This window comes from Streptomyces sp. NPDC041205, assembly GCF_055591765.1.
The window spans coordinates 919,161-931,648 of sequence record NZ_JBVIZH010000001.1 but is presented as its reverse complement, the minus strand read 5'-3'; the positions used below and the strand labels follow the sequence as shown (position 1 = coordinate 931,648).

General features: G+C 72.9%; 9 protein-coding genes. 6 read left to right on the top strand and 3 right to left on the bottom strand.

Features of this window, described 5'->3' with window-relative positions; genetic code table 11:
* Nucleotides 1-159 precede the first annotated feature (159 nt).
* From ACZ6BG_RS04150 to ACZ6BG_RS04140, 3 genes are all read right to left on the bottom strand, one after another.
* Nucleotides 160-1,599: a GH1 family beta-glucosidase gene (locus tag ACZ6BG_RS04150; RefSeq protein WP_468996652.1), complete on the bottom strand. Its 1,440-nt coding sequence runs from the start codon at nt 1,597-1,599 to the stop codon at nt 160-162.
* Between the two features lie 86 nt (nt 1,600-1,685).
* Nucleotides 1,686-1,952, bottom strand: a complete 267-nt coding sequence (locus ACZ6BG_RS04145; protein ID WP_468996650.1) for a protealysin inhibitor emfourin — start codon at nt 1,950-1,952, stop codon at nt 1,686-1,688.
* A 59-nt stretch (nt 1,953-2,011) separates the two neighbouring features.
* Complete coding sequence (locus tag ACZ6BG_RS04140; protein ID WP_468996648.1) at nt 2,012-3,085, bottom strand: M4 family metallopeptidase; 1,074 nt, start codon at nt 3,083-3,085, stop codon at nt 2,012-2,014.
* 324 nt (nt 3,086-3,409) lie between these two features.
* On the opposite strand from ACZ6BG_RS04140, the gene leuA reads away from it, so the two are divergent.
* The 6 genes from leuA (at nt 3,410) to ACZ6BG_RS04110 (ending at nt 12,458) form a co-directional block, all read left to right on the top strand.
* Nucleotides 3,410-5,134, top strand: a complete 1,725-nt coding sequence (gene leuA / locus ACZ6BG_RS04135) for a 2-isopropylmalate synthase (RefSeq protein ID WP_468996646.1) — start codon at nt 3,410-3,412, stop codon at nt 5,132-5,134.
* A 306-nt stretch (nt 5,135-5,440) separates the two neighbouring features.
* Nucleotides 5,441-6,118, top strand: coding sequence for a TerB family tellurite resistance protein (locus ACZ6BG_RS04130; RefSeq protein WP_468997919.1), 678 nt, complete (start codon nt 5,441-5,443; stop codon nt 6,116-6,118).
* A gap of 145 nt (nt 6,119-6,263) precedes the next feature.
* Nucleotides 6,264-8,378 (top strand): MMPL family transporter, encoded by a 2,115-nt coding sequence (locus ACZ6BG_RS04125; protein ID WP_468996644.1) that lies wholly within the window; start codon nt 6,264-6,266, stop codon nt 8,376-8,378.
* 127 nt (nt 8,379-8,505) lie between these two features.
* Complete coding sequence (locus tag ACZ6BG_RS04120; protein WP_468996642.1) at nt 8,506-10,041, top strand: sensor histidine kinase; 1,536 nt, start codon at nt 8,506-8,508, stop codon at nt 10,039-10,041.
* 5 nt (nt 10,042-10,046) lie between these two features.
* Nucleotides 10,047-10,724, top strand: coding sequence for a response regulator transcription factor (locus ACZ6BG_RS04115; protein ID WP_468997916.1), 678 nt, complete (start codon nt 10,047-10,049; stop codon nt 10,722-10,724).
* 657 nt (nt 10,725-11,381) lie between these two features.
* Nucleotides 11,382-12,458 carry a sialidase family protein gene (locus tag ACZ6BG_RS04110; RefSeq protein WP_468996640.1) on the top strand — a complete coding sequence of 359 codons (1,077 nt, stop codon included), beginning with the start codon at nt 11,382-11,384 and terminating at the stop codon, nt 12,456-12,458.
* Nucleotides 12,459-12,488: the final 30 nt, after the last annotated feature.

Here is a 12,488-nt window from a genome sequence, read left to right as displayed (position 1 = left end):
CCCAGTCCCGCCCCTTCTCCGAAACCGGGGCTGCGCCCCCTGGACCCCCGCTGATCGGCGCTCCGCGCCTCGTCCTCAAGCGCCGGACGGGCTGAAATCTTGCCGGGGCGGGCTGGAACTTGACTGCACCGGCGAAGCTTCGCCGCTCCGGTGAGATTCTCAGCCCCTCCGGCGTTTGAGGAGCGGGGTCTGGGGCGGAGCCCCAGGATCGGGAAGGGGCGGGACTGGGGCGTTCTGCGCGAGCAACTCCTGCCGCAGCCACCCGTACGACGCCTTCGGCGTCCGGGCCTGCGTGGCGTGGTCCACGTGGACGAGCCCGAACCGCTGCGCGTACCCCTCGGCCCACTCGAAGTTGTCGAGGAGGGACCAGACGAAGTAGCCGCGGACGTCGACCCCGGCCTCCAGCGCGCGGTGCAGGGCGCGCAGATGACCGTCGAGGTAGCTGATGCGCTCCTGGTCGTCCAGGCCGTCGTAGGAGCAGCCGTTCTCGGTGATGAGGAGGGGCGGGAGCCGGTCGGCGTAGCGGTCGCGGAGGGCGAGGAGGAGCTCGGTCAGGGCGTCGGGGACGACGGGCCAGCCGAAGGACGTGGTGGGGTGGCCCTCGATCGGCCGCGGGGAGAAGGGGAGTTCGGGGGGCAGGGTGAGGCCGGAGAACTCGGTGGCGGCGGGCTCAGCGAGGGGCGCCCCCACCTTCGTGGGCTGGTAGAAGTTGATCCCGTACCAGTCGATCGGCTCCGCGATGACCTTCAAGTCACCGTCCAGGTCGGGGACTTCGGCGCCGAGGAGCTCGGCGATCACTTCCGGGTAGCGCCCGGCGATCAGCGGGTCGGAGAACAGCCGGTTGAGGAGCACGTCGTAGAGGTCCGCGGCCTCGCGGTCCGCGGCGGCGTCGGAGGCGGCCCAGGTCGGCCCGTGGGAGTTCGCCACACCGATGTCGCCCGCGCCCGCGGCCCGCAGCGCGCGCACCGCGAGCCCGTGGCCGAGGAGCTGGTGGTGGGCGGCGGGCAGGGCGTCGAAGAGGAGCTGCTCGCCGGGGGCGTGCTGCCCGAGGGCGTGGCCGAGGAGGGTGTGCTCGGCGGGCTCGTTGAGCGTGATCCACTTCGGTACGCGGTCCCCGATGCGGGCGGCCACCACGGCGGCGTACTCCGCGAACCGGTGCGCGGTGTCCCGGGCGAGCCAGCCGCCCGCCTCCGCCACGGCGAGCGGCGTGTCCCAGTGGAAGAGCGTCGGCACGGGACGTACGCCCGCGGCGCACAGCTCGTCCACGAGGCGGTCGTAGAAGTCCAGGCCCCGCTCGCTGACCTCACCGCTGCCCTGCGGCAGCACCCGCGGCCAGGAGACGGAGAAGCGGTACGCGCCCACGCCGAGGTCGCGGATCAGGGCGACGTCCTCGCGGTAGCGGCGGACGTGGTCGCAGGCCACGGCGGCCGTCGTGCCGTCCTTGACGGTGCCGGGCCGGGCGGTGAAGGCGTCCCACACCGAGGGGCCGCGCTCGTCGGCGGCGCCCTCGATCTGGTGGGCCGATGTGGACACCCCCCACAGGAAGTCGTGGGGGAAGCGGGGCAGCGGTGCGCGCGTCGTCGCCATGCGCGCGATCATCCGTACCGGCCGGTACGGAAGTCAACGCCCGTGCGGCAGACGGTTTCCCGGCACCCGGTACCGCTGCTTCCCGGCGCCCGATACCGCTACGAGCCCTCCTTGAGCACCCGCGTGATCAGCGTCCGCTGGTCCTCCGTGAGCCGGGGGTCCGCGCAGTACACGGTCCGGTCGTCGAGGGTGATCTGGTAGCTGAACCCGTCGGGCACCCCCACGGGGGGCGTGCCCCGGCCGTCGGCCGCCGCCCGCTCGGCCAGGGCGTGCCACTCCTGGGCGTCGGGCCGCGCGGTGGTGTCGACCTCCGCGTGCCGGTCGATGCCCGCGAAACCTCCGGTGCGCTTCACCTGGATACGCATGGGTCCTGTCTACTCCAGGCACCGGCGGCCCGCCAGACGGGCCGCCGGCCACGGCCGGATCAGGTGGCGGGCACCTTGACCTGGGACCAGGCGTCCAGGACGGCCTTGAGCTCCTCGCCGTCGCCGTACTTGGCGCGGGCCGCCGCCACCGTCAGCTTCGCGAAGTCCGTGAAGGAGGCGTCCTGGGCCAGCTCACCGCCGGTCAGGACGGCGTACCAGATCTGTCCCGCCCGCTCCCAGGCGTGCCCGCCGAGCGCGTCGGCGAGGAGGTAGAAGGCGCGGTTGGGGATGCCGGAGTTGATGTGCACGCCGCCGTTGTCGCGGCCGGTGCGGACGTAGTGGTCCATGTCGGCGGGCTGCGGGTCCTTGCCGAGCACGTCGTCGTCGTATGCCGTGCCGGGCTCCTTCATGGAGCGCAGCGCCTTGCCGGTGACGCGCTCGGCGAGCAGGCCCGCGCCGATCAGCCAGTCGGCCTGGTCGGCGGTCTGGCCGAGGGTGTACTGCTTGATCAGCGAGCCGAAGACGTCCGCCATGGACTCGTTGAGGGCTCCGGGCTGGCCGAAGTACGTGAGGTTCGCGGTGTACTGGACGACGCCGTGGGTCAGCTCGTGGCCGATGACGTCCACGGGGATGGTGAAGTCGAGGAAGATCTCGCCGTCACCGTCGCCGAACACCATCTGCTCGCCGTTCCAGAAGGCGTTCCCGTACTCCTCGCCGTAGTGGACGGTCGCGTTCAGCGGCAGGCCGCCGCCGTCGATCGAGTCGCGCTCGAAGTGCTTGAAGAACACCTCGAAGGTCGCGCCGAGGCCGGCGTACGCGCGGTTGACGGTGGCGTCCTTGCCGGGCTTGTCGCCCTCGCCGCGCACCTTGCGGCCGGGCAGATCCGTCCTGTGCTTGGCGTCGTGGATGGTGCGGTGCGGCTTGCCCGCCTCGGCGCCCTTCGGCGCGGCGATCGACGGGGCGCCGATGACCGTGGTCAGACGACGCTGGGTGCGCTCGTAGGCGTCGCGCTGGAGGGTGCGGCGGGCGGCCCGGGAGAGCGCGGGGTCCGAGGACCGGGCGAGCTGGTCCAGGACGACGGGTGGCACGATCGTGCAGAAAACGGGCTCGAAACCCGCTGGGTTGGCGGTCATGTGCGGCAATGTGGCACTGGGTCATGCCGCTGTCACTAGCTGCCACCATGATTGGTGAAATAGCCGTATACGGGTCTACGCCACCCTCCCTAGGTGATATACGGCACGTTTTGTCCGTTACGTCCCTGCGGTCCCGCATACTGATACGCGCCCGCGCATTCCGTGGACCTCGGCTAGGCTGCCCCGCATCATGCGTTTCGGGCTGCTTCTCCTTAGCTGCCGCGGCGAGGGCCTGTAGCAGAGGCCGACCCCCTCCCCGCGGAGTTCGGTGCTGTGCTAGACCGTCGGCCGTCCTTCCGGACCTCCCGAGGAGCCCCGCACACTATGCCGAACTTCCAACGCCCCAGCTCCATGCCGATCCACAAGTACGGCAAGTACGAGCAGGTGGACATCCCCGACCGGACCTGGCCCGACCAGCGCATCACGGTCGCCCCCCGCTGGCTGTCCACCGACCTGCGCGACGGCAACCAGGCGCTCATCGACCCGATGTCGCCCGCCCGCAAGCGCGCCATGTTCGACCTGCTGGTACGCATGGGCTACAAGGAGATCGAGGTCGGCTTCCCGTCCTCGGGACAGACCGACTTCGACTTCGTGCGCTCCATCGTCGAGGACGAGAACGCCATCCCCGACGACGTGACGATCTCCGTGCTCACGCAGGCGCGCGAAGAGCTGATCGAGCGCACCGTGGAGTCCCTGAAGGGCGCCAAGCGCGCCAACGTGCACCTGTACAACGCCACCGCGCCGGTCTGGCGCGAGGTCGTCTTCCGCGGCTCCCGCGACGCCGTCAAGCAGATCGCCGTCGACGGCACCCGCCTGGTCATGGAGTACGCCGACAAGATCCTCGACCAGGACACCGTGTTCGGCTACCAGTACAGCCCGGAGATCTTCACCGACACCGAGCTGGACTTCGCCCTGGAGGTCTGCGAGGGCGTCATGGACGTCTGGCAGCCCGACGCCGACCGCGAGATCATCCTCAACCTGCCCGCCACCGTGGAGCGTTCGACGCCCTCCACGCACGCGGACCGCTTCGAGTGGATGTCCCGGAATCTGTCCCGGCGCCAGTACGTCTGCCTGTCCATCCACCCCCACAACGACCGCGGCACCGCCATCGCCGCCGCCGAACTCGCCGTGATGGCGGGCGGCGACCGCGTCGAGGGCTGCCTGTTCGGCCAGGGCGAGCGCACCGGCAACGTCGACCTGGTCGCGCTGGGCATGAACCTGTTCAGCCAGGGCGTGGACCCGCAGATCGACTTCTCCGACATCGACGAGGTCCGCCGCGTGTACGAGTACTGCACGCGCATGGAGGTCCACCCGCGCCACCCCTACGCGGGCGACCTGGTCTACACCGCCTTCTCCGGCTCCCACCAGGACGCCATCAAGAAGGGCTTCGACTCGATGGAGGCCCGGGCCACCGCCGCGGGCAAGACCGTCGACGACATCGAGTGGGCCGTGCCGTACCTGCCCATCGACCCCAAGGACGTCGGCCGCTCCTACGAGGCCGTCATCCGCGTCAACTCCCAGTCCGGCAAGGGCGGCGTCGCGTACGTCCTGAAGAACGACCACAAGCTGGACCTGCCGCGGCGCATGCAGATCGAGTTCTCGAAGATCATCCAGACGAAGACCGACAGCGAGGGCGGCGAAGTCACCCCCGACGCGATCTGGAGCGTCTTCCAGGACGAGTACCTGCCCAACCCCGACAAGCCCTGGGGCCGCATCCAGGTCAAGAACGGCCAGACGATCACGGACGTCGACGGCACCGACACCCTCACCGTCGAGGCCACCGTCGACGGCGCCGACATCACCCTGACCGGCTCCGGCAACGGCCCGATCTCCGCGTTCTTCAACGCCCTGCAGTCCATCGTCGGCATCGACCTGCGCCTGCTCGACTACCAGGAGCACACGATGAGCGAGGGCGCCTCCGCGCAGGCCGCCTCCTACATCGAGTGCGCCATCGGCGACCGTGTCCTGTGGGGCGTGGGCATCGACGCGAATACGACACGTGCCTCCATGAAGGCCGTCGTCTCCGCCGTCAACCGCGCGGCCCGCTGATCCCGCCGGACTCCCGTTCGACCGGTGCTTTCTCGGCCCCGTCCGCCCTCGTGGCGGGCGGGGCCGCCGCGTGTCCGGGGGCTGGTCCAGGCCAGCAACCGGCCATCTCCCGTACGGGGTACTGACGCGGCATCACGGATGTGGCTAACATCACGCCAACGCGGCAGGGCTGCCGCGGCGTCATGGAGGTGCGTGGTGCTGCCAGATCGGGGACGAAAAGGCCGGGAATCCCGCATCTTCGGCAGGACCGCACCACTGGGCGATCCGGGCGCCCGCGACACCGGCCGCCCCCGGGTCTTCGCGCGGCTGGCGCACCGCGGCCGCGGCCCCCGCCTGATCGGCACCCGCACCGTCTGGACCACCGTCTGCGACGGCGAGTTCTTCTGCCCCGGCTGTGGCGGTGACCGCAACTACCAGCGCCGCACCGGCCGCCGCCGCTTCGTGCTCCTCGGCGTGCCGCTGTTCTCCCGCGGCGAGGCCGGGCCGGTCGTCGAATGCGCCGCCTGCCAGGACCACTTCGGCGTCGACGCCCTCGACCACCCCACGACCGTCCGCCTCTCCGCGATGCTCCGCGACGCCGTGCACACCGTCGTCCTCGCCGTCCTCACCAGCGGCGGCAGCACCTCCCGCACCGCCCTCGACGCGGCCGTCACCACCCTGCGCGGCGCCGGCTTCGACGACTGCACCGAGGAGCGCCTCGCCGCCCTCATCGAGGCACTCGCCGCCGACACCGGCCGCCTCGGCGACCCCGACTGCGTGCCCGGCCTCGCCATCGAACTCCACGAGGCGCTCGGCCCGCTGGCCCCGCACCTCGCGCCCGCCGGACGCGAGGCGCTGCTCCTGCAGGGCGCGCGGATCGCGCTCGCCGACGGGCCGTACACGCCCGCCGAACGCGATGTGCTCGCCACCGCGGGCTGCGCGCTGACCATCGACCCCGACGACGTGGCACGGCTGCTGGTGGCGGCGACGCGGACGCCCAGCTGACGTACTCCCCAGGGAGTAACGAAGGCCCGGCGCCACCCCCGGGTGTAACACCCAACTCGCCCTCGGGCGCGACGAATCGATCCCCTCGCGGCGGAAGCCTGGAAGGCGCAAGCCACCAGACACCGCCACGGAGGGAGGCCCACCGATGGGGGCCGCATCAACGACGAAGCGCCGACGGCCACGCGCCGTGCCCTGGGTGCTGCTCGGCCTGTGGGTCGCCGTGCTCGCGCTCGCCGGCCCGTTCGCCGGGAAGCTCGGGGACGTCCAGCGCGACCGGGCCGTGGACTATCTGCCCGCGAGCGCCGACTCCACGCAGGTCGCCAAGGTCCAGGAGCGGCTGCCCGGCGGCGAGACCACCGAGCTGGTGCTCGTCTACCACCGCGACGGCGGCCTCAGCGCGGCCGACCGGAAGACCGCGGCGGAGCAAGCGGACGCCGTAGGACGTGAGTTCAAGCTCGTCGCGACGCCCACGGGGGTGGCGTCGAAGGACGGGGCGACCCTCATGTACCCGGTCGCGACCAACGCGCCGGGCACGGACGAGGAGAAGCGGGACGCCTTCGTCAACGACGTACGGGACATCGTGAAGGCTCCCGGCGGCCCCGGCAGCACGGACGGCCTGAAGGTCGACGTCGGCGGGTCCGGCGCGCTCGCCACCGACGCCAGCGAGGTCTACGGCTCCCTGGACGGCCCGCTGCTCTACACCACCGTCGGCGTCGTCGCGATCCTGCTCATCCTGATCTACCGCAGCCCGCTCCTGTGGCTGGTGCCGCTCGTCGTCGCCGGAGTCGCCAACTACCTCTCCATGGGCGTCGCCTACGGACTCAACCAGGCCTTCGACACCTCGGTCAGCGGCCAGAGCTCGGGCATCATGACCATCCTCGTCTTCGGCGCGGGCACCGACTACGCCCTGCTGATCGTCTCCCGCTACCGCGAGGAACTGCGCCGCTTCGAGCGGCCGTACGACGCCATGCGCACCGCCCTGCGCGGCTGCGGGCCCGCCGTCATCGCTTCCTCCGGCACCGTCGCCGCGGGCCTGCTCTGCCTGCTGGCCGCCGACCTCAACAGCAGCCGGGGCATGGGGCCGCTGGGCGCCGTCGGCGTGCTGTGCGCGCTCGTCGCCATGCTGACGCTGCTGCCCGCGCTGCTCGTGCTCCTCGGGCGGCGGGTGTTCTGGCCGCTGGTGCCCGCGTTCGGCAGCGAGCCGAAGAAGCGGAAGTCCCTGTTCCAGTCGATGGGTTCGTCCGCCGGACGCCGGCCCGTCACCGTGCTCGTGTCCGGCGGCGTCCTGCTCGGAGCCCTGGCCCTCGGCGCCTTCGCCCTGCCCGGCAACCTCAAGCAGGAGGACACCTTCACCAGCAAGCCCGACTCCATCGCCGCGATGGAGACCCTCGCCGCCGCCTACCCCGAACGCGGCACCCAGCCCATCAGCGTCATCGCGCCCACCGACCGCGCCGACCGCGTGCTCGCCGACGCGCGGGGCGTGCCCGGCGTCGACAGCGCCGAGCGCGGCCGGAGCTCGCGGCAGTGGACCGAGATCTCCGTCGTCGCCAAGGCCCCGCCGCAGACGGCGGCGGAGACCACGACCATCGAGAAGCTCCGCGACAAGCTCGACCCAGGAGGCGCGTACGTCGGCGGGCCGAGCGCCGAACAGATCGACCTGAAGGACACCAACCGGCGGGACATGTGGGTGGTGGTCCCGATCGTCCTGGCAGCGGTCCTCCTCATCCTCGTCGTCCTGCTGCGCGCCCTGATCGCCCCGCTGCTGCTCCTGCTCGCGGTCGTCGCGGTGTGGGGCGCCTCCCTCGGCATCGCGGGGCTCGTCTTCGGCCCCGTCTTCGGCTTCGAGGGCACCGACCCGGGCCTCGGCCTGCTGTCCTTCTGCTTCCTCGTCGCCCTCGGCGTCGACTACGGCATCTTCCTCATGCACCGCATGCGGGAGGAGTGCCTGGCCGGGGCGGAGACCGGGACGGCCGCGCTCACCGCGCTGCGCACCACCGGCGGCGTGATCGCCTCCGCGGGCCTCGTCCTCGCCGCGACGTTCGCCGTCCTCACCAACATGCCGCTGGTCCAGCTCGTCGAACTCGGCTTCGTCATCGCCGTCGGCGTGCTCCTGGACACCTTCCTGGTGCGGACGTACCTGGTGACGTCCGCGAGCCTCGCCCTCGGCGACAAGGTCTGGTGGCCGGGACCGCTGTCCAAGCGGCGGACCCCGCCACCGGCCCCCGAGCCCAGCGCCTCGGAACTGGTCCGCGCCCCCTGACCCCCGACGCTCGCTGAACCCATCCGTCCGGCGCCCCTCCCTGTCGGAGGGGCGCCGCCCTACAGGAAGATGAGGGCCACACATGGGCGTACCCGCGACGCGTGTACGAGAAGGGGGAGCCGACGACGTGCCCAACCCGCCGTCCGCCTCGCGCCCCTGGTGGCCGTTCTCCGGAGCGGCGCCGGGGTCGCGGCGCGCCCTGCGCGAGGACGCGCTGCTCGCGGCGCTGCTCGCCGCCCTCGCCGCCGTGCTCGCCCAGGTCCTCCAGGACGGCCGGACCCCCGACCCGCTCGGCTGGACGCTCCTCCTGGCCGCCCACGTCCCGCTGATCTGGCGCCGTGAACGCCCCATGACGGTGCTGCTCGCCGTCATGGCGCTCATCGGCCCGTACCACGCCCTGGACTACGACCACGCGGCCGCGACCCACGTCGGCATGGTCGCCCTCTACTCCGTCGCCGTCTCCGGGCGCCCCCGCCGCACCCTCCTGACCGGCGTCCACATCATCGGCATCATCCTCGTCGTCAACTCGGGCGTCGGCGGGGACCCGGTCACCGAGGTCGTGCGGATCACCGGCTGGATCGTCGCCGTGCTGGTCTTCGGTACGTACGTCCGTGTCCACCGGCAGTACGTCGCCTCCGTCGTCGAACGCGCCGAGCGCGCCGAACGCACCCGCGAGGAGGAGGCGCGGCGGCGCGTCGCCGAGGAGCGCCTTCGGGTCGCCCGCGACCTGCACGACCTGCTCGCGCACAGCATCACCCTGGTCGGCGTGCAGACCTCGGTCGCCGCGCACGTCCTCGCCGCCGACCCCGACCGCCTCGACCGCGCCGCCATCGCCGGCGCCCTCGACGACATCGCCGAGACCTGCCGCACCGCGCGCGGCGAACTCCGGGCCACCCTGGAGGTCCTGCGCACCGCGGGCCCAGGACCCGCCGACGCCCCCGACGAGTCCCGCGGCCCCCTCCCCGGCCTCGACGGCCTCGTCGACCTCGCGGACGCGGCCCGCACGGCGGGCGCGAAGGTCGACCTCGCGGTCAGCCTCCCCGACCCCCCGGTGCCGCCCGCGGTGGGCGCGGCGGCGTACCGCATCGTCCAGGAGGCCCTGACGAACGCGGTCCGGCACGGCGGGCCGGGGCCGAGTGTGGCGGTGGGGATACGCGAGGAGGGCGGGGAGCTGAGGGTGACGGTCCGGGACGACGGGGGTTCGGCGGGCGCCGGGGGCTTCGGGGACGCGGGGACGGGAGCCGCCGGGGGGCGGTTCGTGCCGGGGGACACCGGGGCGCCTTCGGGCTCGGCCGGTCGGGCGGGGGCTTCGGCTGCTTCGGCCGCACCGGTTGCTTCGGCCGCTGGTACGTCGGCGGGCGGGAAGGCGGGCCCGGCTCCCGGCGCACTGGCGACGGCGAACGGAGGGCCGCCGCCCGCCACGTGGGGCGTTGTGCACCCGGACGGGGAGACGGCCCCGTCCCGCCCCGGGGCCGTCTCCCCGTCCCGGAGCGGGACCGGACCCACGGGAACCGGGGACGCGCCCGGGTTCGGGCTCATCGGGATGCGGGAGCGCGCCCGGAGCGTGGGCGGGACGTTGGAGGCGGGGCCGCGGACGGGCGCGGGCCGGGGATTCGAGGTGGTGGCGGTGCTGCCGTTGGGCGAGGAGAGAAGAGCCGAGTGAGCCGAATGATCCGGGTACTGCTCGCCGACGACCAGGCGCTGGTGCGGGCGGCCTTCGCCATGCTCGTGGAGTCCGCACGGGACATGGAGGTCGTGGCGCAGGCCGGGTCCGGCCGCGAGGCCGTCGACCTCGCCCGGGCCGAGCGGGCCGACCTCGTCGTCATGGACGTCCGCATGCCCGACCTCGACGGCATCGAGGCCACCCGCCTGATCGCCGCCGACGAGGACCTGGCGGGCGTGAAGGTCCTGATGCTCACCACGTACGACACCGACGAGCACGTGGTGGAGGCGCTGCGCGCGGGCGCGTCCGGCTTCCTGGTCAAGGACACCAAGCCCGCGGAGCTGCTCGACGCCATCCGTACCGTCGCCGCGGGCGAGTCGCTCCTGTCGCCGGGCCCCACCGGACGCCTCATCGCCCGGGTGCTGCGCCAGCCGCAGCCCCCGCACGCCGAAGCCCCCGCGCCCGCCGCGCTCGGCGCCCTCTCCGACCGCGAACGCCAGGTCCTGACGCTGGTCGCGCGGGGCCTGAACAACACCGAGGTGGCGGAGGCGCTCGGGCTCAGCCCCCTGACCGCGAAGACCCACGTCAGCCGGATCATGGGGAAGCTGGGAGCGCGGGACCGGGCGCAGCTGGTGATCGTGGGGTACGAGTCGGGGTTGGTGACGCCGGGGGCGGGGGGTTAGGGGGGTTAGGGGGGCTGAGGGGCGCCTCGGCTCCGGCGGGTCGTTCCGGGGCCGATGCCCCGCGCGGTGCCCTGGCCGGGGCCCTCGATCCCGGCGGCGTCACACCTTCCCTCAGGCCGGGGACACCCTCCCCGAAGCACCTCCGTCACTCTCCTGCGTCAACACAGCGTCAACTCCGTCGTTACACAGGGGTATTGTCGTACCGCCCGAGGCGCATTAGCTTCACGCGCGACGTCCTACGTCCCACGTCCCGTCGTGAGGAGCCGTATGAGCCGTACGAGCCGCGTGATCCAGAGACGACGTCCACCCGTTCGGAGCATGCTGTCGGGCCGGGACGGGGAGGTCGGCGAGGGCCGTCAGGGCCGTCAGGGCCTTGCGGGACACCAAGGCATCCTGGGCCTCCGCAGCCTCCGCAGCCTCCGCAGCCTCCGCAGCCTCCGCAGCCTCCGCAGCCTCCGCAGCCTCCGCAGCCTCCGCAGCCTCCGCAGCCTCCCGGGCCTCCGAGGTCTCCAGGGCCTCCGGAGCCTCCGAGCCCCCCGCCGCAGCCGCCCTCGCCTCACCGCCGCCACCCTCGCCCTCTCCGCCGCCCTCGCGCTCACCGCCTTCAGCCGCCCGGGCGCCGCCCCCGCCCCCCTCCTCCCCGGCTGCGCCACCTCCGTGCCGTACACCGCCGACACCAACGGCTACGACACCTTCCGCATCCCCGCCGTCGTCCGCACCGACCGCGGCACCCTGCTCGCCTTCGCCGAGGGGCGGCGCGCCAGCGCCTCCGACACCGGCAACATCGACGTCGTCCTGCGGCGCTCCACCGACGGCGGCTGCACCTGGGGCCCCCTCGCCGTCGTCGCCGCGGGGCGCGGTGACACCCGCGGCAACCCGGCGCCCGTCGTCGACCCCGTGACCGGGCGCGTCGTGCTGCTCACCTCCTACAACAGCGGTGCCGTCACCGAGGGGCAGATCATGCGCGGCGAGGTCACGGCCGCGCAGAGCCGGCGGGCCTTCGTGCAGAGCAGCGCGGACGACGGCCGTACGTTCTCCGCGCCGCGCGAGATCACCGCCGCCGTGAAGCGGCCCCAGTGGCGGTGGTACGCGACCGGGCCCGGGCACGCCGTCGCGCTCACCCGCGGGCCGTACGCCGGGCGGCTCGTCGTGCCCGCCAACCACTCCGCCGCGCCCGCGCCCGGCTCCTCCGACACCGGGCAGGAGCCCAAGTACTACGGCGGGCACGCCCTCTACAGCGACGACCACGGGCTCAGCTGGCGCATCGGGTTCGTCGACGACTCCTATGACGGTGAGCACAACTCCAACGAGTCCGCGGCCGCGCAGCTTCCCGACGGGCGGTTGTACCTCAGCTCACGGGATCAGCACGGGGTGGCCGTGGGCAATCGGCTCGACAGCTACTCCAGCGACGGCGGGCGCACACTCGACCGGCCCTACGCCGTCCAGCCCTCCCTCAACGACGTGCCCGTCGTGCAGGGCGGGCTGCTTCAGCTCCGGGGCTGGGGGGAGCCGCTGCTCTTCTCCGGCCCCTCCGTGCCCACCGCCCGGCAGGCCATGGCCCTCTGGCGCAGCCGCGACGGGGGCCGGACCTTCGGCAAGCTCCTCACCCTGTCCCAGGACCGGGCCGGCTATTCGGACCTGGTCCAGGTGGGGCCCGGGACGGTCGGCCTGTTGTACGAGACGGGGGTCGCCGGGACGTATGAGCGGGTGGTGTGGCGGCGGGTGGCGGTATAACCCTGCGGGGCTCCCCAATCCCGCCCCTTC

Excerpts from the sequence above, each read along its gene's own strand:
- ACZ6BG_RS04145 (WP_468996650.1), bottom strand. The coding sequence starts at position 1,952 with ATGCGTATCCAGGTGAAGCGCACCGGAGGTTTCGCGGGCATCGACCGG.
- leuA (WP_468996646.1), top strand. The coding sequence starts at position 3,410 with ATGCCGAACTTCCAACGCCCCAGCTCCATGCCGATCCACAAGTACGGC.
- ACZ6BG_RS04115 (WP_468997916.1), top strand. The coding sequence starts at position 10,047 with ATGATCCGGGTACTGCTCGCCGACGACCAGGCGCTGGTGCGGGCGGCC.
- ACZ6BG_RS04140 (WP_468996648.1), bottom strand. The coding sequence starts at position 3,085 with ATGACCGCCAACCCAGCGGGTTTCGAGCCCGTTTTCTGCACGATCGTG.
- ACZ6BG_RS04125 (WP_468996644.1), top strand. The coding sequence starts at position 6,264 with ATGGGGGCCGCATCAACGACGAAGCGCCGACGGCCACGCGCCGTGCCC.
- ACZ6BG_RS04150 (WP_468996652.1), bottom strand. The coding sequence starts at position 1,599 with ATGATCGCGCGCATGGCGACGACGCGCGCACCGCTGCCCCGCTTCCCC.